Genomic DNA, 17,656 nt, shown 5'->3' on the forward strand with positions numbered 1-17,656 from the left:
TGGCGTGCGATGATGTTGGGATGCTTAACTATCAGAATGAAGTATTCATAAGGGAGTGAAGCAATGCAGGAAAGGACTTCGTATTTCAATGACAGGGGAATAGCCGAAGGGTATTGCAGGATATGTGGTAGCTATGGAGAACTTACAAGAGATCACGTTCCACCAAAAGCACTCATGACAGCCGGGAAAAGCTTTTACTGCTCGTTGTTTGAAGGCACGATGCACAAAGAAATAAAAAGGAAGCCAGGGCTTTCAGGCATTTACTTCAAGACCCTGTGTAAAGAATGCAATGGGAAAACACTAGGAGGGATAGACGACGTCTACAAAGACATAAAAAGAAGAATCAACGACTCGTACAAATTCATCAACAGGGGTGGAGAAATAATAGAAAAACAAAGAATACCCTGTGACTCAAGTAAGTTCCTAAGAGCCACCATTGGGCACCTACTGGCTATCTCCAACCAAGAAAGCTGCAAGAACCCGCTTGAAGAAACCAACTACTTCACGCCATTGCGGGAATTTGTATTAGGAGAAAGGGAAGATCTAAGCGACCATGAGGTTAAAATATGGCCTTTCAGAACTAGAAAGACCGTTATAGTACAAACTATCGCATCAACTACAACCATGGAGAAGCTAAGCCAAGGCGGAGAAATATACAGCTCTATAAAAGTATTCCCATTCGGACTTTCCATTAAGCTGAAAGATACCTCCTTGGGAATCTTGGAATTCGGCGACACCATTAAGCCTGGAATGGATTATATAGTTTTCAGCCCTTGGCTGGAGGCCCATAAAAACTACCCTGAAGGCATTTTCCGAGATGACCAGATGGTATTGGCCAACAACGAGACAGGGGTTCACGGAACGGTTGAGGCATAAGACGCCGCTCTCACGAAAGGAGGAGCCCCGGCCCTGAGCCGGGGCGCGTCATGTCATAGGCAGGGATTACTCCGCGCCAACCCTCGCCCGCTTCACCACCAAACCCCGCAGATCCGGTGGCTGCTGAACAGCCGCTGCTCGCCGTCCAGTTCCACGTGTCAACGCCAATGAAGGTTGTCCGCTTTTCATCAGCGGGCTGTCCACGCCGGCGTCTTCGCTCACCTCCACCAGTTAGCAGCTCGGGCGGAAGCGCGGCGGCACCTCATTCACGCTCGACCTCGCCGAAGGCCGCCCTGAGCTCTATACCGAGACGACGGTCACGCTGAACGGCCGGGTGCGCAAAATCGTCGCCACCGCCTGGCTGTCCACCAAGGTCAGCCACGACCTCAACGACCGCGCGCTGACGGCCAGGTGAAGATGAAGACATACAAAAAACAGTTAGTTAAAAACCACGTACAAAAAAGGCATGGCAATATAAAAAAAGAAAGATTAAAGCCAAAGAAAAGCCCCAAGAAAACCTGGGACTTAACTGAAGAAAATATTCAAATCACACTTCTTGCTCTTCAGGGTAAGGCTCTCCCTCCAAAGCACTCCAACCCTCCCTCTGCGGCGTATTACGTCGAAAGCAGATAGAGCTACCCTCAGTTTTAACGACCTTTGCACCACGATGCTGAAATGCACGCACGACAGAATTCCTGGGATGCTTTTCATCTTCTTTTGAAGCACTTATTACAGCTGAGAAGCGCTCCTCACCTTTAGACGGAGCGGGAAAAATTATGTCACCCAAGAGATCATCAAGTATTTCACTGGAAACATTTCTTCGGGAACCATGGTGAGGAACTTGAACTTTATCAAGGCCAGGCAAAGTAAGACCCGCCACACCCTGTGCATTGTCAATCGCTTCCCGCAAAGACTCAACACCGGCATCACCGGTCAGCAAAATCTTTTCACCAGCAAGCTCGGCATATTGAACAACACTCATTTCATTTTCATTACTCGTGGGCTCTGATGAAAACTGCTCTTCCCCCCACTTGGCCTTCACATATTTCACCATAGACTTTATGGCAGCAATCAACCCACCCTGGGCCTCATCCAAAGCTTTCTGGCCCTCATGCTCTTCAGGTGTCTTTTCTGAAGTCACAACAAGATCCAGATAACGATTCTTGGATGGAGCAAGAACTTTGAACTCACCTACTGAAGTCCCCAGAAAAGGCTCGCAAATAGGCACCCCTTTTTCTAAAGCCATCTCCTCCAGCTTGGTAATATTAGGATACTTTTCTTTAAGCCTTTTCGTCAGGCCTTCTACTGTGCTAAACCGTTTGAAACGAGGTAATAGCTCTTCCGCATACTCCCATGGACGAAGCATCCACAAGCGCCCAACCTCAAACTCCTCTAAAATCTGTCTAACTCCCCCGGCGTGATCGCCATCGGGGTGAGTAACTACAACATGATCAATTACATCCTTGTTGCCATAATATTTCCTGATATGTTTAGCAACATCCTCCCCAGTAGTCTGGAAACCAGCATCTACAACATGCACAACCTCATTCCCAACACCATCCCCATATCTTAAAGTGATCGCATCACCACTTTTCTTAGATGACACGGGAAGAAAATCAACTTCATAATAAGCAGTCATCACACCCCTCCAACAAGGAATCTCAAAATTGAGCAAGTACGTTTCTCACCAGCTTTTCAGCATTATTCCTTGCAGCCAAAGCAAAAAGCTGCCATGCAACTATTGTTGCAGCTCCATACAAAGCAACTGGCTCTAAACCTACACCGTCATACACTCCCCAAGCACAGAGTAAAACCCCAACACTCAGGACCAAACATGCTCCATCTCTAAAAAACAGATAACTTTTATTAGCCTCCTTAACTGAAGCATCATTTTTCACTTGCTTGTAAAGCGAGTACCACGTGGAATTCTGGTCTTTTGGAGACTTGGGGAACTCGCCTACTTCTCCGAACAGAGAACTAACATCCACCCTTGGATCATCATGTACGTGCTCAGAAAACGCTCTATGACCAGGCAGGCGGTCCTGCAACCTAAAAAACACCGCAACCTCTTTTAAGTTATTTTTAAAAACAGAATTCAGCAGCGCAATTGAAATTGCGACAACCCCAGCAAATGGAGCATACACCGTTGGCTGCAAGGCCACATCGCCCCAAGAAGTCAAAGTAAAATCTCCAGAAGAGAAATATGAATAAACCGCATAATGACCAACAAAAACCAAGAAAAGAAGCGGCCGATTCTGAGCCTTTAACGACACCATCTCTTATTCCTTTTGTCGCAAAAAATTTAAAAAATAACGTCCGAACTGCCACAAATTTTACAGAATGCGAACCTCACGAAAGCACCTCAGAGCCCTCTCAAAAAGCCGCACTTCTTTTTAAATTAATCACCACGCCCCGGCAATCAGGCTGCCGAGCAAAGAACGACTCCTTCGGCCCCGACGTGCGCATCAGCCGAAAGCGCCCGCCGACCCTGTGGCTGCGGCAAAGGCGCAGACTGTCCTCGCCCTGCACCACCACCAGGTCGCCGTGCTGCACCGGGCGGGCCTCGTCGATCACCAGCACGTCGCCCTCGATGATCTCGCCGTCGACGCCGGCGTCCTCACCCACTTCCACGAGGTAACAGCTCGGCGGCAGCCGCCGAGCATTCAGCTCCTCGAGCACGGGATGGTCATGGCCCGGCAGCACCGGGCCGATATAGGTCAGGCGCATAGGCTCAATCGAAGCTGAATTCGCTGCGGTTGTTGCCGGCGGACACTTCCATGTCCACACAGCTCTCTAGCAGGCTGTAGCTGCCCGGTCCGGTAACGCTGGCCACGTCGCGACAATGGTTCTGGATGTTAGCCGGCAGGCTCGACCACTGGCCCTTAAGCCCGTTATAGGCGGTCTGTTCCATGTCGATGCAGCTGTTGTAAAGCATGTTGCTGGAGTCGCCGCTGATGCTGGCCACCTGCTCGCAGTGGGCCTCCACATCGAAACGCGGCATCTCGGCGGCGCTGGCTGCCAGGGGGAGCAAAGCAATGAGTACCGTCATCAGAAACCGCATGTCACATCTCCTCCAGAACGGTCACAACCTGGTCGGCGGTCTCCTGAGAAACGCCGCGATTCAGCTGTGCGACGATATGGCCACTTTCGGATGCGTAACGGTGGGGACCAGCAAGATTTGCCAGGCCATCAAAGTAGCCCTTTACCTCGCTGCATTCGGCGGGATCGTTGCAGATGAAGAACTGGCCACCCTTCGGAGCCACTTCCTCGAGCACGATGGTGACGTGGTGCTGGTATTCGCCTGGCACCATGCTGCTATCGCTGGGGTCTTCGTCGATCACCTCGACGATACCGAGATCGGCACCTTGCAGCGCCTGGACAAGTCCTTCCTGGGTCACCGGCTCGTCTGAGCTCGAGCACCCGGCCAGTGCTGCCATGGTGAGAGCGGACAGTGCACGCTTCATCCCTACGCCTCCTTGCGTCTGCGTTGTAGCGCCCTTTTCGGGCTTTCTTATCGAGCGCGGCAGCCACCTGCCGCGCTTATAGCTTCCCGTCTTTGCAGGAATGCCGTTTTACAGTTACGAGATCCGCCCGATGCGCACCTCGCAGCGCCCCAGTATCTCCACCTCGCGCATACGCTCGGGCGGGATCATCTCGGGCTGGTAATGCTCGTTATCGCTGATCAAGTAGAGTGCACCACCTGCCAGCCGCTGCACCCGCTTGATGCGCCGCTCGCCGCTGATCAGCAGCAGAAACACCCCTTCCTGGCGCGGGTCGGTGTTGCCCAGATCGACCAGCGTCCAGTCACCATCTTCCAGGGTGCCTTCCATCGAATCACCGCGGACCTGCACGCCGGCCACCCGGCCCGGGGAAAGCCCCAGCGCCGAGAGCTGCTCCGGCGGGAAGTACAGCGTGGTCTTGATCGGCTCGGCCTCGAGGCTGCGGCCGGCACCGGCAGCGGCCTCGATGTCGTACATGGCCACCGGCACCGCGTCGTCGCTCGGCGTCGGGCTACCCAACCCGATCGGCGTTCCGTCCGCGACGCGGAAGGCAGCCGACGACTGCCCCGAAGATGAATCCGAACGAATGCCTTCGATTACATACCTCACGTCTACCCCCGCCGATGCCACTGACGACAGGTAGTCCGCTTTAGGACTGCGTTTATCGCTCTCATAGAGCATCTGGGTGTTTTTCGTGATGCTGGCGATATCCCCGAGCTCGGTCTGCGAAAGACCTAGCCGGGTCCGCTCTTCACGCAAACGCATCCCAATAGAATCCATTAGATTTCACTTTTCCATTGACAATGGAATCATTTGATTCCATTCTTCCAAACGTAGTCTTAGACAACCTTAGAGAAGCCTACCCGATGAGCCATGACGACAACAGTCCTCGCCCCGTGGTGTCCCGCTCTCCCCGCGGCTGCACCGCCCACGTGATGACCCAGATCACCCCGCAGGAACGCCAGAAGCTGGAGGACATCGCCGAGCTGGAGATGCGCTCGCTGTCCAGCACTACTCGGATGCTGCTGATCCAGGGCATCGAGCAGTACGACGCCGAAACCGAACAGGCGTCTCGTTCCTGACCCATTCCCGTCCTGTTCTGCCGCATAAGGAATTCCGCCATGTACCAGGACCCAAAGCGCATTCGCTCCAAGGCCACCGTCTACCTCGATCAGTACGAGCAGGACGTGATCACTGCGCTGGCCAACTACCTGGGCGTCCCGAAGGCCGAGGTGATGCGCCAGATGATGATGAAGGAGGCCCAGGAGGTACTGGGCATCGACCTCGCCACGCTCACCGACACTGTCGCCGCTAGCGCGGGCTGAAACCAGCACCACATCCACCGTGCATTCGAGGTTCCCCATGCCGGAACAACCCATGGAGCTCGACCCGCAGATGACGGCCGTGCTCGACGCCACCCGCGAGCAGCAGGGCCTGGAAACCCGACAGCAGGCCGCCGAGTGGCTGCTGCGCCGGCGCATCCGCCGAGGCGCCCAGGGGCTCACCGGCCGCGGTCGAGCGCTCTACGAAGTGAAAGGAGAAAACCGGTGAGGATCACCTGCCCGCATTGCCGAGAGAGCGTCGCCACGCGCTCCAGTGTCCGTCCCAACGCGGCTCTCTACTGGGCCTACGCCCAGTGTGTGAATCCCGAATGCGGCTGGGGCGGAAAAATCCAGATCGAGTTCGTCACCACCCGGGCCCCCAGCCAGAACCCGCAGCCGGACGTGCAGATTCCGGCCGACCCGGAACTTCGCCGCCTGCTGCGCGAGCAGCTGCTGGCCGGCAGCTACTGATTCCACGATAAGGAGATCGCCATGAACAACGTGACATCCATCGCCCAGCACCAGGACCCGCACAACATCGCCGCCGCGCGGCTGTTCCGCGACCGCTGGGAGAATCGGGCCAACGCCCTGGCCAACTGCATCGAGCACCTGGTCGTCGACCACGAGATGACCGAGGAAAACGCCGAGCTGGTGGCCATTCAGGCCTACGCCGATCTGGAAGCCACCAACCAGACCGCCCGCATCGACATCGATGCCTGCACCTCGCATGTGGTGGTGCTGCGCACCGAGGGCGGCCGCCCGGTGGTGTTCACCGTCACCGACCTGATGCGCGTGCTCGAGCAGGCCCGCCAGGACGATCGCGCCGTGGTCGTCGATCGCGATCGGCGCCGCCCCGTCGTCCTCGAGCACTGACCCGGCGCCCGTCGCCCCGCAACACCCTCCCCGTTCACGAGTAAAAGGAGGCCCAGCGTGAATCCATCGCTGCGCCAGGACATTCTTGCGCGCTTGCAGCGCGACTACCGCGCCGAGGAACGCGGCCCGTACCTGCAGAAGGTACTGTGCCCGGACTGCGGCAAGCGCGAGGCCTACATCGCCGCCGAAGCGCCGTGGATGCTCAAGTGCGGGCGGGAGAACAACTGCGGCAGCCAGGTGCACGTGAAGTCGCTGTTCCCGGAGCTGTTCTCCAGCTGGACGGAACGCTACGACGTGCCCGAGCAGCGCGCCGAAAGCGAGACGCCGGTGGCCGATGGCTATCTGCGCGACGGCCGCGGCTTCGACCTGGAACGTATCCGCGGCTGGTACACCCAGGAGAGCTACTGGAAACCCGGCATCGGCGGCACCGCCACGGTGCGCTTCGCCCTGCCCGGTGGCGCCTACTGGGAGCGGCTGCTCGACAGGCCCGAGCGCTTCGGCAAGCAGAAGGCGAACTTCGTCGGTGGCTACAAGGGCTACTGGTGGCAGCCAAAGGCGCTGACCACGACCGATCTCGCCACCGGTGACGAGGTGTGGATCGTCGAGGGCATCTTCGACGCCATCGCCCACTACCACCACGGCAAGGCCGCCGTTTCGGCGATGAGCTGCGCCAACTACCCCGAGCACGCCCTCAAGGCACTGGCCGATGCCGCCCACGCCGAAGGCGTCGCCCGCCCCACCCTGGTGTGGGCGCTGGACAGCAACCGCGCCGGCCAGAATGCCATCCTCAAGCACGTGAAGCGCGCCCGCGCCGAGGGCTGGGAGTGCCGAGCCGCGCAGATCCCCTGCGGCGGCCGGCACGACTGGAACGACGCCCACCAACGCGGCGAGCTGACCGACGAGCACTACGCCACCTACCGCTATCACGGCGATCTGCTGCTGGCCCCGTCGGCCATGGCCAAGGCGCTGATCCTCTACAAGCGCACCGAGCGCCGCGAGTGCTGGTTCGAGTACAAGCGCCAGATCTGGTGGTGGAAGCTCGACGTGGACGCCTTCGACCGCGCGGTGCGCGCTGAGGGTGCCGATGGCGACGACCAGCAGAGCCTGGACCCGGCCCAGCGCGACGCCGCCCTGGAACAGGCCGGCAGCGTGAAGCGCATCTGCACCTGCTTCCCCTCGGCCCTCTACTACCAGGCCAACGCCGTTACCGACGAGAGCTGGTACTACTACCGCATCGAGTTCCCTGACGGCCGGGCGCCGGTGAAGAACACCTTCAGCGGCGGCCAACTGGCCAGTGCCAGCGAGTACAAGAAGCGCCTGCTCGGCGTGGCGCCGGGCGCGGTATGGACCGGCACGAGCCAGCAGCTCGACACCCTGCTTCAGGACCAGATCGGCAACATCAAGACGGTCGAGACGATCGACTACATCGGCTACAGCAAGGAGCACGGGGCCTATGTGTTCGGCGACCTCGCCGTGGCCGGCGGCAAGGTGGTGCCGATCAACGCCGAGGACTACTTCAAGCTCAGCCCGACCAAGCACCTCAAGACGCTGAGCCAGTCGGTCACCCTGCACCTGAACCCCGACCGCGAGGCCTACCGCACCGACTGGACCCGCCAGCTACTCGGCGCCTTCGGCGCCAAGGGCGTGGTGGCCACCGCCTACTGGCTGGGCAGCCTGCTGGCCGAGCAGATCCGCGGAGCCATGGGCAGCTTCCCGTTCCTGGAGGTCGTCGGCGAGGCCGGCGCGGGCAAGTCCACGCTCATCGAGTTCCTGTGGAAGCTGGTCGGCCGGCGCGACTACGAAGGCTTCGACCCCAGCAAGGCCACCATGCCGGCGCGCTCCCGCAACTTCGCCCAGGTGGCCAACCTGCCGGTGGTGCTGATCGAGTCCGACCGCGACCAGGGCGATGGCGCCAAGCAGAAGCAGTTCGACTGGGATGAGCTCAAGACCGCCTTCAACGGCCGCTCGATCCGCGCCCGGGGCGTGAAGAACGGCGGCAACGACACCTACGAGCCGCCCTTCCGCGGCAGCATCGTGATCAGCCAGAACGCCGCCGTGCAGGCCGGCGAGGCGATCCAGACCCGCATCTGCCACCTGCACTTCACCCGCGAAGGCCAGACCCGCCAGACCAAGGAACTGGCCGAGGCCCTGGAGAAGGCCGAGCTCGAGCATGTCAGCCAGTTCGCCCTGGACGTGGCCAAGCGCGAGGCCGAGCTGCTCGAACTGATCACCCAGCGCGCCCGCACCTACGCCGAGCGCCTCGCCGAAGACCCCGACATCAAGGTGCTGCGCATCGCCAAGTGCCACGGCCAGCTGATGGCCCTGGTGGAGTGCCTCGGTCCCGAGGGGCTGGGCCTGTTCGACGCCCAGACGATCGACATGGCCTGCGGCCACGTGCGGGAGATGGGCCGCGAGCGTCAGCAGTCCATCAATGCCGATCACCCGCTGGTCGCCGAGTTCTGGGAGGCCGTCGAGTACCTCGAGGGGCTCTCCGAGGAGCCGCTGCTCAACCACTACGGCAAGAACAGCGACCTGGTGGCCATCAACCTCAAGGACTTCGAGCGCCGCTGCGCCGACTACAAGCTGCGCATCCCCGAGGTACGCGAGCTTAAGCGCTACCTCAAGTCCAGCAAGACCCGAAAGTTCGTCGACGCCAACCGCACCGTCCGCAGCCAGATCCGCCTGGGCAATGCCAGCGTGAAGTGCTGGGTGTTCCAGGCCTGACCAGAGAGGAGATCGCCATGCGCCACCGCACCTACACCCTCGACCAGGCCGCCCCGCTGCTCAACCTGGGACGCAACACCCTGGCCCGCCGGCTGCGCGAGGCCGGTGTACTGGGCGACGACAACCTGCCGGCCGGTCGCTACCGGGGCAACACCTGCCTGGTGCTGGTGGCCACCGGTACCTACTGGCACCCCATCTGCGGCTGGACCCACTACGGACGCACCGAACTCACCGATGCCGGCCTCGACCACGTGGCCGACCGGCTCGGCATCACCATCGACCACCTGCCTGCGCACCACGCCCGCCGGGCAGCAGCAACCCACCACGCAAGGAGCGCCTCATGACCATGCCCAACCTCACCCAGCGCCTGAGCGAGCGAAATCGCCAGACACTGGAAGCCATGCACGCCGCCGAGGCGGATGCCGAACGGCGCCTCGCCCAGATCGAGAAGCTCGGCCCGGCGGCCCTGAACCGCCTGGCCCAGGTCGCCCAGGGCGACAGTGGCCAAAGCCACCACTGCCGCCGCCTGCTGCTGGCCGTCTACAACGGCCCCGAGTGGCCGCTCGAGCTCACGCGGCTTCGCGTGATTGACCGCGACCTGCAGGACGCTGCCCTGGTCGTAATCGAGTGGGCCACCTACTCCGGCCGAGAGCTTCACGAGTACCTGGACGACGGCGACCGCCTGATGCAGCGCTTCTGGCTGCTCGAAACCCACAAGGAAAAGGACTGAACAATGGCTGATAGTGCCGACGTAGCTGCCGAGATCATGGAACGCCGCCAGGAAGCGGCCCTGGCCAACCGCCCCGCCCTGCATGCGGTCGCCGACGCCGAGGAATGCGACGACTGCGGCTATGAAATCCCTGCCGCCCGCCGCCGGGCCGCGCCCTGGGCCACCACCTGCATCGAGTGCCAGGGGATCAGAGAGCGCAGGGGCCGCCATGTCCGATAAGCCAACCAAAGGCGGGCCGCTGGCCCGCCAAGCCGCCATGCTGTGCAGAGATGAGTGTTTCCGGCTCTACCTGGATCGCCGCCGGCGCCACAAGTTCGCCCTCACCGAGAGCCAGCTACCCGACGGCACTCACGATGAGCAGGACGCCCGGGACTGGCTGTGCGCCGCCTGTGGCATCCATAGCCGCGCAGAGCTGGATCACGATCGACAGGCTGCCGACACCTTCCAGAGCATCCACCGGCGCTATGGCCGCTGGCGAGTACAGAGAAACGTTGCCACTCTGAAATCTCGGCACTAGGCAGAAACGATAGTGCCGCGCCCTGTCAGCTACCGAGCAGCGGGGGAAAAGCAATCTGAAATGAGGTGAGCAGACATGTGGGGAAAAATCGAAGGTCAGCGCTTACGCCTAGCCAAGATGTGCATTGCAGACTATTGCCTAGCATTGCGAGAAGAATCAGGAAACGTTGATATTCCATACGTTGTTTCCCGAATAAACAATGAGTTCCGCCTGGTTCCTGAGTCAGAAATGCCCTCTCTGATAAACGATATCGGCTATTTTTTTCACTGCCTCGATAACCAGCAGGTAGAAGCGCTAGATCGCGGTGGTTACTGGAAGTGGAGGGCAGTGTCAGCTCTTGAAGCCAAAGCCGAGCTGGAGAGGAACCTCAACCAATTACGAACATAGCTAGAAATATTTCTCAGCCCACTGTAATAATCAGGCTGATGATAGAAGCAACCTCACACCATAGTGGATCATGATAGCCATGGAGGGCAGCATGCACCGCGATCCATACAAGGTTTCCCCGGACAGCGCGCTCGCTCACCCATCAGTGCGACCTGTTTTCGAGCGGCTTCTCGGGGCACCCATCCAGGCAGAAGAAAGCGAGATGAAATCCGTCTCGTCCACGAATGTCCGGCAGGAAGATAGCGTCGCCGCCCTAGCCGCCGAGATGTGTCAGGGCGACGCCTTCCCTCTTTACCTCGATGAGCGACAACGCCGGAAATTCGGCAAGTCTGAGAAGGAATGCCCGGATGGAACCCATGACGGCCTGCAGGCACGCGATTGGCTCTGTCAGGCATGTGGCGTTCGCACCTGGTCAGAGCTGGACACAAACCCACAAGCCGCCGAGATCTTCCTGCAGATCTACAACCGCTTCTCTCGCTGGCAAGCCCGGCACCAAGACTAGGACTAGCCACACCGCCCCCTCTGGGCGGCTCAATTCGTTTCCATAAATAACGGTATAAGAAAGAAATCCACCGTGCTTCCGCCCCTGCCAAGTAGTCTAAGATTGCCTTAGACTGTATAAGATTACAGTATCAAGGAGGCACATCATGGCAGACGGCGTCGAGGTACGCGGCAACACCGTGCGCGTCTACTTCCGGTGGCAGGGGGATCTCTGCCGCGAGCCGCTCCCGGGCACGGCGACGGAGCGCAACATCGAGCACGCCCGGCGGCTGGCGACCATCATCAACTACGAGATCGAGGCCGGCACCTTCGACTACGCCCGACACTTCCCGGAATCGAAGCGCCTCCACGAGAGCCGGTTCGGCTACTACCTGGACCTGTGGCTAGCCATCAAGGAGAACGAGCTCGCCTACTCCAGCTTTCGAGGCATCAAGTCGAAGGCCGAAACGCACGTGCGCCCGCGTTGGGGCAATGAACAGGCCGATGCGATTGACCACATCGAGCTCCAGGACTGGATCCAAAAAGACCTGGCGAAGCACCTGTCGAACAAGACGATCAAGGAGATCGTCAGCATCATGCGGCAGACCTTCCGGCTCTACGCCACACGCAACAAGAAGGCCTTCGATCCAACGCTGGGCATCACCATCCGCCTGCCCGACGACGAGGATCCCGACCCGTTCAGCCGCAGCGAGATCGACAAGATCCTGACCACGCCGACGAAGCGCGTCCAGGAGCTCAACCTGATCCAGTTCGCGCTCTACGACGGCCCCAGGATCTCCGAAGCCCAGGCCCTGGCGTGGGAAGACGTGCTCGATGTCGAGAAAGGCATCATTCGGTACCGGCGGGCGGTGGTGCGCGGACGATTCAAGGTGACGAAGACCAAGCGATCGACGCGCGTCCACCACCTGCTAAAACCGGCGCGGGAAGCGCTCCAGGAGCAGTACGCGCTGACCGGCAAACTACCGGCGCAGCCCTACGAGATCGTCGATCGTGACAACCGCACCGTGCGCAAGGAGAAGCTGCGGCTGGTGTTCCTGAATTCCCAGAGCGGCAAGCCCTTCTACGAGAACGCGATCCGGCAACGCTTCTGGAAGACCCACCTGGAGAAGGCGGGGGTGAGATACCGCAGCCCGAACCAGTGCCGGCACACCTTCATCAGCCAGATGCTGTCGCTGGGCGTGGTGCCGCTGCACTGGATCTCGAACCACGTCGGCCACTCCACCATCAACATGATCCAGCGCCGCTACGGCAAATGGATCAAGTCCGACGGCCAGGACGTGCCCAGCATGATCGAGAAGCTGCTCGAGCTCTGACCATTCCCAGGATTGTTCCCAAAACCCTTCCCAACGGCCAGAAACGAAAAAGGGGAATCAACATAAGATGTTGATTCCCCTTTAAAATTCGGTGGCGGAGGGGGAGGGATTCGAACCCTCGAAGCCTTTCGACTTACACACTTTCCAGGCGTGCTCCTTCGACCACTCGGACACCCCTCCGCATTTTGGCTCTCGAACCGTTTGGCTTGCTGCCTTTGCCTCGAGAACGGGGCGTATATTATCCACTTAAGTCCGTGTACGCAAGTGGTTTTTTCGATTTCTTGCAGATCGGGCCCGGTGGCTCAGCCTGCCGGGCGCACGGCGTAGTCGCCGCGGGCCTCGAGGCACAGGGTCTCGCCGCAGTACAGGCGCTGCACCAGGGCGATGCGCCCCCTGCCCCGCTCCGCCAGACGCTCCTCGAGGCGCGCCGGGCCGTCATCGCTCTCCGGCGTGCAGACCAGCCTATAGTCGCCGGTCACCGGCGCCAGGAAGCGCTGACTGGCCTCGGCCACCACCACGTCGCGCTCAACACCGTGACGCCGCAGCCAGAGCGTGGCCCAGCACCAGCCGAGCAGCGTGGTCTGGGCGGTCAGGGCACCGCCGAAGCCGGTGCCCTTGTCGTTGAGGCTCGGGGCGATGGCGAGCCGCCATTCCAGCGCCTCGCCGTCGCGCCGCATGGCCTCGATACCGAGATGCTCGACCATCGGGATGGCTTCGCGCAGCCAGGCCAGGAAGGCCGCCGGATCGTCTTCCCCGCCCGCCGACGGCAGCGGCAGGCGCGGATGGGGAACGCCGAGCTCGCGCATGCTCAGCTCCAGCGCTCGACGAAGGCGTCGAGGTCGTGCTCGGGCACCGGGCGGTGGCGGCCGCCGATCTGCCCCAGATAGAGGAAGCCGACCAGCTCGTCCTGCCCGGCCAGGCCGAGCCCTTCGCGCACGGTGGCGTCGAAGGCGTACTTGCCGGTGCGCCACATGGCGCCCAGGCACTGGGCGTGCGCGGCCAGCAGCAGGCCGTGGGCGGCGCAGCCGGCGGAGATCACCTGCTCGACCCGCGGCACCTTGGGCTCGTCCGGGGTGACCCTGGCGACCACGGCGATGATCATCGGTGCGCGCCTGGGCTTCTTGCGCGCGCCCTCGAGCACGGCCTCCGGGGCATCGGGGTTCTCGACCCGCTCGGCCTCGGCGAACAGCTCGCCGAGGCGGTCGAGCCCGTCGCCCGAGAACTCGATGAAGCGCCAGGGCCGGAGCTCCTTGTGGTCCGGAGCACGCAGCGCGGCCCGGTACATCGCCTCGAGCTGTTCCGCGTTGGGGGCCGGGGCCATCAGCTTGCCCATGGAGCTGCGTTGTTGCAGCAGCGTCATCGCATCCATCGGTGTCTCCTTGCCGAGGTCAGACGAGAAAGGTTCTCGATACTCTATCAAGCCGCTCGATGGCTGTCGTGCCGAGTCTGGTGGCGGAAAAGCCCTACTGTCTCGCCAGACGAAGCGGCGTCGGCGGCTGCTCCCCGGGGGTGCCGCGCCAGGGGCTGATGTCGAGGCCGCCGCGGCGCACGTAGCGCGCCAGCACCAGCAGCCGCTCAGGCTTCGCCCGTTCCATCAGGTCCATGAAGATGTGCTCGACGCAGTGCTCATGGAAGTCCTGATGCTGGCGATAGCCGATCAGGTAGCGCAGCAGGCCGTCGCGATCGAGGCGCGGCCCGCGGTAGCGGATCATCACGCTGCCCCAGTCGGGCTGGCCGGTGACCGGGCAGTTGGACTTGAGCAGGTGCGAATGCAGCGTTTCCTCGACGATCTCGTCGCCGGTGGCCAGATGCTCGGCGCTGGGCGTGTAGTCCTCGACCTCGATGTCACGCTCGTCGATGCACTCCCCCGGCAGGCGGCGCGGGGCGAGCGCCGCGTCGTCGACGCCGAACAGCTCCACGGCCACCGGCGCGCCGGCCGCGGCGGAGAGGTCGCGCTCCATGATCGCCCGGGCCTCGTCCTGCGAGGCCAGGCGGGTCTGGTTGAAGCTGTTGAGGTAGAGCTTCCACGACTTGGACTCGATCAGCCGCGGCGACTCGGCCGGCAGCCGGAAGCGCGCCACGGCGACGATGGGCTTGCCGCGGGCATTGAGCCAGGAGACCTCGAAGGCGTGCCATTCGTCCTCGCCGACGAACGGCAGCGCGCCCTCCTCGATGCCCAGCGGCGCGCGGTTGGCGGCGCGGGCAATCGGGTACAGCAGCCCGGCGTCGTAGTGCTCCGGGTAGGCGGACTCGCGGCCCAGCGGGGCCTCTGCGAGCGTCTCGGGTCGTTGGTGTGCCATGGTCAACTCCTGATGCCCTTGCCGTTGTTGAGCATCCACAGGGCGATGCCGAACAGTACCACGATGAAGCCGAGGATGGCGGTCAGGGCCCAGCCCACGGGGATGTCGGAGACGCCCAGGAAGCCGTATCGGAAGACGTTGACCATGTAGAGGATCGGGTTGAGCATCGAGGCGCCCTGCCAGAAGGCCGGCAGCAGCGAGATCGAGTAGAACACCCCGCCCAGGTAGGTCAGCGGCGTCAGCACGAAGGTCGGCACGATGGAGATGTCGTCGAACTTCTTGCCCAGCAGCGCGTTGATGAAGCCGCCGATGGCGAACAGCGCCGCGGTCAGCACCACCACCACGATGGTCAACAGCGGATGGGCCACGTCGATGCGGGTGAAGAACAGCGACACGAAGGTGACGATGACGCCCACGCCCAGGCCGCGCGCCATGCCGCCCAGCACGAAGCCGGCGAGGATGACCCAGTTGGGCATCGGCGAGACCATCATCTCCTCGACGCTGCGCTGGAACTTGTTGGAGAAGAAGCTCGAGGCGACGTTGGAGTAGCTGTTGGTGATCACCGCCATCATGATCAGGCCGGGCACGATGAAGTCCATGTAGCTGTAGCCATCCATGGCCCCAATGCGCGATCCGATCAGGTTGCCGAAGATGATGAAGTACATGGTCATGGTGATCGACGGCGGCAGCAGCGTCTGCGGCCAGATCCGGGTGAAGCGGCGGATCTCCTTGGACACCAGCGTCCAGAGGGCAATGGCGATCTGGGTGGCGTTCATGAACGGGCCTCCTGGTCGGATTTAGCGGATTTCTGCCCCTCTTCCACCATGGAGACGAACATTTCCTCGAGTCGGTTAGCGCGGTTGCGCATCGAGACCACTTCGATGCCCTGCTGACCCAGGGCGTCGAAGACGTCGTTCAGGCGCTGGCCGCGATGGACCATCACCGCCAGCTGGGCGTCGTCGGACTTGCGCACGTCGAAGCCGTCGATGGCGGGCGCTTCCTCGAGCGGATGCGCCAGGTCGAGCAGGAAGGTCTCGGTGTCCAGCTCGGCGAGCAGGTCGCGCACGCTGGTGTCACGGATGATCTCGCCGTGGTTGATAATGCCCACGCGCCGGCACAGGCTTTCGGCCTCTTCCAGGTAGTGGGTGGTGAGAATGATGGTGGTGCCTTCCTTCTCGTTGATGCGACGCATGTACTCCCACATGCTGCGGCGCAGTTCGATGTCGACCCCGGCGGTCGGCTCGTCGAGGATCAGCAGCTTGGGGCGGTGCATCAGGGCGCGGGCGATCATCAGCCGGCGCTTCATGCCGCCGGAGAGCATGCGGGCGCTGCCGTTGCGCTTGTCCCACAGCCCCAGATCGCGCAGTAGCTCCTCGGCACGCGGCAGGGCCTCGCGGCGCGACATGCCGTAGTAGCCGGCCTGGGCCAGCACGATGTCGATGACCTTCTCGAACTGGTTGAAGTTGAATTCCTGGGGCACCACGCCGAGATGATACTTCGCCTTGGCGAAGTCCTTGTCGATGTCGATGCCGAAGATCGAGACCTTGCCGGCCGTCTTCTGCACCAGCGAACAGACCACCCCGAGGGTGGTGGACTTGCCCGCACCGTTGGGGCCCAGCAGGGCGTAGAAGTCGCCCTGCTCGACATCGAGGTCGATGCCCTTGAGGGCTTGGAAGCCATTGCCGTAGACCTTGGTCAGGCCACGAATGGACAGCGCCGGTTCGGCCATGAGCAGTCCTGTGTACTTGGGTGAATGTCGTCGAAGGCCCACTATCATGGGGACGATTCCGCCAAATTCAATCGCGGGCGAACGAGTCGGGTGGCTTTGCAGGAAGCATGCGCTTGCGGCATGGCGAGGAAAGACCCCAGGGGCACAATCACGACATCCCGGACAGGCGCATCAGGCCGGACCGGTGATCAGAGAAGTGCTTAAGACAATCTGGAGCGGGAATCGATATCGACCGGGCTGGCGCTCCAGCTCAGGACGTGAGCCTTGGCCTGACCGGTGGAAAGAAATCTTCGAATGGAGCGGAAACGAGATTCGATTGGACCGGCACACCGGATCGTGATCCGAGCCTTGGCCAAATGATATTCCCTAGAGACCTACTGGAGCGGGAAACGAGATCGACCGGGCTGGCGTTCCAGCTCGTGACGCGAGCCTTAGCCTGACCGGTGGAGAGAAACCTTCGAATGGAGCGGGAAACGAGATTCGAACTCGCGACCCTCGCCTTGGCAAGGCGATGCTCTACCACTGAGCTATTCCCGCTTGGAAGGAGGTACTACGTAGTGGCGTCCCATAGGGGGTTCGAACCCCTGTTACCGCCGTGAAAGGGCGGTGTCCTAGGCCACTAGACGAATGGGACGCAATCATTGCTCTATGAGCAAATGGAGCGGGAAACGAGATTCGACCGGGCTGGCGTACCAGCTCGCGACCCTCGCAGGCCCTACTCTAAAACCCATCATCCCGAAAGAAGATGGAGCGGGAAACGAGATTCGAACTCGCGACCCTCGCCTTGGCAAGGCGATGCTCTACCACTGAGCTATTCCCGCTTACACCTGGTGACACTGCGAAGTGGCGTCCCATAGGGGGTTCGAACCCCTGTTACCGCCGTG

The 17,656-nt window shown here is 61.2% G+C and carries 25 protein-coding genes and 4 tRNA genes; 14 read left to right on the top strand and 15 right to left on the bottom strand.

The window, feature by feature from the left end:
* Nucleotides 1-63 precede the first annotated feature (63 nt).
* Nucleotides 64-876, top strand: coding sequence for a hypothetical protein (locus C9J49_RS17000; protein ID WP_146612996.1), 813 nt, complete (start codon nt 64-66; stop codon nt 874-876).
* Between the two features lie 547 nt (nt 877-1,423).
* Here the strand turns inward: C9J49_RS17000 and C9J49_RS11625 are convergent.
* From C9J49_RS11625 to C9J49_RS11645, 6 genes are all read right to left on the bottom strand, one after another.
* Nucleotides 1,424-2,515 carry a ComEC/Rec2 family competence protein gene (locus C9J49_RS11625; protein ID WP_107180828.1) on the bottom strand — a complete coding sequence of 364 codons (1,092 nt, stop codon included), beginning with the start codon at nt 2,513-2,515 and terminating at the stop codon, nt 1,424-1,426.
* Between the two features lie 22 nt (nt 2,516-2,537).
* Nucleotides 2,538-3,152: a hypothetical protein gene (locus C9J49_RS17005; protein ID WP_146612997.1), complete on the bottom strand. Its 615-nt coding sequence runs from the start codon at nt 3,150-3,152 to the stop codon at nt 2,538-2,540.
* A 97-nt stretch (nt 3,153-3,249) separates the two neighbouring features.
* Nucleotides 3,250-3,603, bottom strand: coding sequence for a hypothetical protein (locus tag C9J49_RS11630; RefSeq protein ID WP_107180829.1), 354 nt, complete (start codon nt 3,601-3,603; stop codon nt 3,250-3,252).
* A 4-nt stretch (nt 3,604-3,607) separates the two neighbouring features.
* Entirely contained in the window at nt 3,608-3,937 is a 330-nt protein-coding gene (locus tag C9J49_RS11635) for a hypothetical protein (protein WP_220084870.1), read from the bottom strand.
* 1 nt (nt 3,938) lies between these two features.
* Nucleotides 3,939-4,340, bottom strand: a complete 402-nt coding sequence (locus C9J49_RS11640; protein WP_107180830.1) for a hypothetical protein — start codon at nt 4,338-4,340, stop codon at nt 3,939-3,941.
* 114 nt (nt 4,341-4,454) lie between these two features.
* The gene (locus tag C9J49_RS11645; protein ID WP_181454294.1) at nt 4,455-5,141 is read right to left on the bottom strand and encodes a helix-turn-helix transcriptional regulator; all 687 of its coding nucleotides are present in this window, start codon (nt 5,139-5,141) and stop codon (nt 4,455-4,457) included.
* 101 nt (nt 5,142-5,242) lie between these two features.
* On the opposite strand from C9J49_RS11645, the gene C9J49_RS11650 reads away from it, so the two are divergent.
* The 13 genes from C9J49_RS11650 to C9J49_RS11705 all read left to right on the top strand — a co-directional run bounded on the left by C9J49_RS11650 (nt 5,243) and on the right by C9J49_RS11705 (nt 12,743).
* Nucleotides 5,243-5,458: a hypothetical protein gene (locus C9J49_RS11650; RefSeq protein ID WP_107180832.1), complete on the top strand. Its 216-nt coding sequence runs from the start codon at nt 5,243-5,245 to the stop codon at nt 5,456-5,458.
* Nucleotides 5,459-5,497: 39 nt separating this feature from the next.
* Entirely contained in the window at nt 5,498-5,701 is a 204-nt protein-coding gene (locus C9J49_RS11655) for a hypothetical protein (RefSeq protein WP_089847943.1), read from the top strand.
* Nucleotides 5,702-5,738: 37 nt separating this feature from the next.
* Nucleotides 5,739-5,927, top strand: coding sequence for a hypothetical protein (locus C9J49_RS11660; RefSeq protein ID WP_089847940.1), 189 nt, complete (start codon nt 5,739-5,741; stop codon nt 5,925-5,927).
* A complete protein-coding gene (locus C9J49_RS11665) occupies nt 5,924-6,169 on the top strand; it encodes an ogr/Delta-like zinc finger family protein (RefSeq protein WP_175535034.1) in 246 nt (81 codons plus the stop codon). The genes C9J49_RS11660 and C9J49_RS11665 overlap by 4 nt, the downstream gene beginning before the upstream one ends.
* A 21-nt stretch (nt 6,170-6,190) precedes the next feature.
* On the top strand, nt 6,191-6,571 hold the full coding sequence (locus C9J49_RS11670; protein ID WP_107180833.1) for a hypothetical protein: 381 nt from the start codon (nt 6,191-6,193) through the stop codon (nt 6,569-6,571).
* Nucleotides 6,572-6,628: 57 nt separating this feature from the next.
* Nucleotides 6,629-9,295 carry a toprim domain-containing protein gene (locus C9J49_RS11675; protein WP_107180834.1) on the top strand — a complete coding sequence of 889 codons (2,667 nt, stop codon included), beginning with the start codon at nt 6,629-6,631 and terminating at the stop codon, nt 9,293-9,295.
* Between the two features lie 17 nt (nt 9,296-9,312).
* Nucleotides 9,313-9,639, top strand: coding sequence for a hypothetical protein (locus tag C9J49_RS11680; protein ID WP_107180835.1), 327 nt, complete (start codon nt 9,313-9,315; stop codon nt 9,637-9,639).
* Nucleotides 9,636-10,025, top strand: coding sequence for a hypothetical protein (locus C9J49_RS11685; protein WP_107180836.1), 390 nt, complete (start codon nt 9,636-9,638; stop codon nt 10,023-10,025). Before C9J49_RS11680 ends, C9J49_RS11685 begins: the two co-directional genes overlap by 4 nt.
* A 3-nt stretch (nt 10,026-10,028) precedes the next feature.
* A complete protein-coding gene (locus C9J49_RS11690; protein WP_107180837.1) occupies nt 10,029-10,244 on the top strand; it encodes a TraR/DksA C4-type zinc finger protein in 216 nt (71 codons plus the stop codon).
* On the top strand, nt 10,234-10,542 hold the full coding sequence (locus tag C9J49_RS11695; RefSeq protein ID WP_107180838.1) for a hypothetical protein: 309 nt from the start codon (nt 10,234-10,236) through the stop codon (nt 10,540-10,542). Before C9J49_RS11690 ends, C9J49_RS11695 begins: the two co-directional genes overlap by 11 nt.
* 75 nt (nt 10,543-10,617) lie before the next feature.
* Entirely contained in the window at nt 10,618-10,929 is a 312-nt protein-coding gene (locus C9J49_RS17200) for a hypothetical protein (RefSeq protein ID WP_181454295.1), read from the top strand.
* A 91-nt stretch (nt 10,930-11,020) separates the two neighbouring features.
* Nucleotides 11,021-11,431 carry a hypothetical protein gene (locus tag C9J49_RS11700; RefSeq protein ID WP_146612998.1) on the top strand — a complete coding sequence of 137 codons (411 nt, stop codon included), beginning with the start codon at nt 11,021-11,023 and terminating at the stop codon, nt 11,429-11,431.
* A gap of 145 nt (nt 11,432-11,576) precedes the next feature.
* The gene (locus C9J49_RS11705; protein WP_107180840.1) at nt 11,577-12,743 is read left to right on the top strand and encodes an Arm DNA-binding domain-containing protein; all 1,167 of its coding nucleotides are present in this window, start codon (nt 11,577-11,579) and stop codon (nt 12,741-12,743) included.
* A 92-nt stretch (nt 12,744-12,835) separates the two neighbouring features.
* On the opposite strand, the gene C9J49_RS11710 is transcribed toward C9J49_RS11705, so the two are convergent.
* The 9 genes from C9J49_RS11710 to C9J49_RS11750 all read right to left on the bottom strand — a co-directional run bounded on the left by C9J49_RS11710 (nt 12,836) and on the right by C9J49_RS11750 (nt 17,593).
* Nucleotides 12,836-12,923 (bottom strand) — tRNA-Ser (locus C9J49_RS11710).
* Nucleotides 12,924-13,045: 122 nt separating this feature from the next.
* Complete coding sequence (locus tag C9J49_RS11715; RefSeq protein ID WP_046080094.1) at nt 13,046-13,549, bottom strand: YiiD C-terminal domain-containing protein; 504 nt, start codon at nt 13,547-13,549, stop codon at nt 13,046-13,048.
* A gap of 2 nt (nt 13,550-13,551) precedes the next feature.
* Complete coding sequence (locus C9J49_RS11720; protein ID WP_107180841.1) at nt 13,552-14,112, bottom strand: nitroreductase family protein; 561 nt, start codon at nt 14,110-14,112, stop codon at nt 13,552-13,554.
* Nucleotides 14,113-14,206: 94 nt separating this feature from the next.
* Complete coding sequence (gene queF / locus C9J49_RS11725; RefSeq protein WP_046080092.1) at nt 14,207-15,043, bottom strand: NADPH-dependent 7-cyano-7-deazaguanine reductase QueF; 837 nt, start codon at nt 15,041-15,043, stop codon at nt 14,207-14,209.
* A 2-nt stretch (nt 15,044-15,045) separates the two neighbouring features.
* Complete coding sequence (locus tag C9J49_RS11730; RefSeq protein ID WP_107180842.1) at nt 15,046-15,819, bottom strand: ABC transporter permease; 774 nt, start codon at nt 15,817-15,819, stop codon at nt 15,046-15,048.
* On the bottom strand, nt 15,816-16,772 hold the full coding sequence (locus C9J49_RS11735; RefSeq protein ID WP_046080090.1) for an ABC transporter ATP-binding protein: 957 nt from the start codon (nt 16,770-16,772) through the stop codon (nt 15,816-15,818). Before C9J49_RS11735 ends, C9J49_RS11730 begins: the two co-directional genes overlap by 4 nt.
* A 462-nt stretch (nt 16,773-17,234) precedes the next feature.
* Nucleotides 17,235-17,309: transfer RNA gene (locus C9J49_RS11740), tRNA-Gly, on the bottom strand.
* A 21-nt stretch (nt 17,310-17,330) separates the two neighbouring features.
* Nucleotides 17,331-17,406: transfer RNA gene (locus C9J49_RS11745), tRNA-Glu, on the bottom strand.
* A gap of 112 nt (nt 17,407-17,518) precedes the next feature.
* Nucleotides 17,519-17,593, bottom strand: a tRNA-Gly gene (locus C9J49_RS11750).
* Between the last annotated feature and the right edge of the window lie 63 nt (nt 17,594-17,656).

This window comes from Halomonas sp. SL1, from assembly GCF_003030865.2.
Taxonomy (GTDB): domain Bacteria; phylum Pseudomonadota; class Gammaproteobacteria; order Pseudomonadales; family Halomonadaceae; genus Halomonas; species Halomonas halophila.

Bases quoted from the DNA above. Each gene is read 5' to 3' on its own strand.
- C9J49_RS17000 (WP_146612996.1), top strand. From the start codon at position 64: ATGCAGGAAAGGACTTCGTATTTCAATGACAGGGGAATAGCCGAAGGG.
- C9J49_RS11625 (WP_107180828.1), bottom strand. From the start codon at position 2,515: ATGACTGCTTATTATGAAGTTGATTTTCTTCCCGTGTCATCTAAGAAA.
- C9J49_RS17005 (WP_146612997.1), bottom strand. From the start codon at position 3,152: ATGGTGTCGTTAAAGGCTCAGAATCGGCCGCTTCTTTTCTTGGTTTTT.
- C9J49_RS11630 (WP_107180829.1), bottom strand. From the start codon at position 3,603: ATGCGCCTGACCTATATCGGCCCGGTGCTGCCGGGCCATGACCATCCC.
- C9J49_RS11635 (WP_220084870.1), bottom strand. From the start codon at position 3,937: ATGCGGTTTCTGATGACGGTACTCATTGCTTTGCTCCCCCTGGCAGCC.
- C9J49_RS11640 (WP_107180830.1), bottom strand. From the start codon at position 4,340: ATGAAGCGTGCACTGTCCGCTCTCACCATGGCAGCACTGGCCGGGTGC.
- C9J49_RS11645 (WP_181454294.1), bottom strand. From the start codon at position 5,141: ATGCGTTTGCGTGAAGAGCGGACCCGGCTAGGTCTTTCGCAGACCGAG.
- C9J49_RS11650 (WP_107180832.1), top strand. From the start codon at position 5,243: ATGAGCCATGACGACAACAGTCCTCGCCCCGTGGTGTCCCGCTCTCCC.
- C9J49_RS11655 (WP_089847943.1), top strand. From the start codon at position 5,498: ATGTACCAGGACCCAAAGCGCATTCGCTCCAAGGCCACCGTCTACCTC.
- C9J49_RS11660 (WP_089847940.1), top strand. From the start codon at position 5,739: ATGCCGGAACAACCCATGGAGCTCGACCCGCAGATGACGGCCGTGCTC.
- C9J49_RS11670 (WP_107180833.1), top strand. From the start codon at position 6,191: ATGAACAACGTGACATCCATCGCCCAGCACCAGGACCCGCACAACATC.
- C9J49_RS11680 (WP_107180835.1), top strand. From the start codon at position 9,313: ATGCGCCACCGCACCTACACCCTCGACCAGGCCGCCCCGCTGCTCAAC.
- C9J49_RS11685 (WP_107180836.1), top strand. From the start codon at position 9,636: ATGACCATGCCCAACCTCACCCAGCGCCTGAGCGAGCGAAATCGCCAG.
- C9J49_RS11690 (WP_107180837.1), top strand. From the start codon at position 10,029: ATGGCTGATAGTGCCGACGTAGCTGCCGAGATCATGGAACGCCGCCAG.
- C9J49_RS11695 (WP_107180838.1), top strand. From the start codon at position 10,234: ATGTCCGATAAGCCAACCAAAGGCGGGCCGCTGGCCCGCCAAGCCGCC.
- C9J49_RS17200 (WP_181454295.1), top strand. From the start codon at position 10,618: ATGTGGGGAAAAATCGAAGGTCAGCGCTTACGCCTAGCCAAGATGTGC.
- C9J49_RS11700 (WP_146612998.1), top strand. From the start codon at position 11,021: ATGCACCGCGATCCATACAAGGTTTCCCCGGACAGCGCGCTCGCTCAC.
- C9J49_RS11705 (WP_107180840.1), top strand. From the start codon at position 11,577: ATGGCAGACGGCGTCGAGGTACGCGGCAACACCGTGCGCGTCTACTTC.
- C9J49_RS11715 (WP_046080094.1), bottom strand. From the start codon at position 13,549: ATGCGCGAGCTCGGCGTTCCCCATCCGCGCCTGCCGCTGCCGTCGGCG.
- C9J49_RS11720 (WP_107180841.1), bottom strand. From the start codon at position 14,112: ATGGATGCGATGACGCTGCTGCAACAACGCAGCTCCATGGGCAAGCTG.
- queF (WP_046080092.1), bottom strand. From the start codon at position 15,043: ATGGCACACCAACGACCCGAGACGCTCGCAGAGGCCCCGCTGGGCCGC.
- C9J49_RS11730 (WP_107180842.1), bottom strand. From the start codon at position 15,819: ATGAACGCCACCCAGATCGCCATTGCCCTCTGGACGCTGGTGTCCAAG.
- C9J49_RS11735 (WP_046080090.1), bottom strand. From the start codon at position 16,772: ATGGCCGAACCGGCGCTGTCCATTCGTGGCCTGACCAAGGTCTACGGC.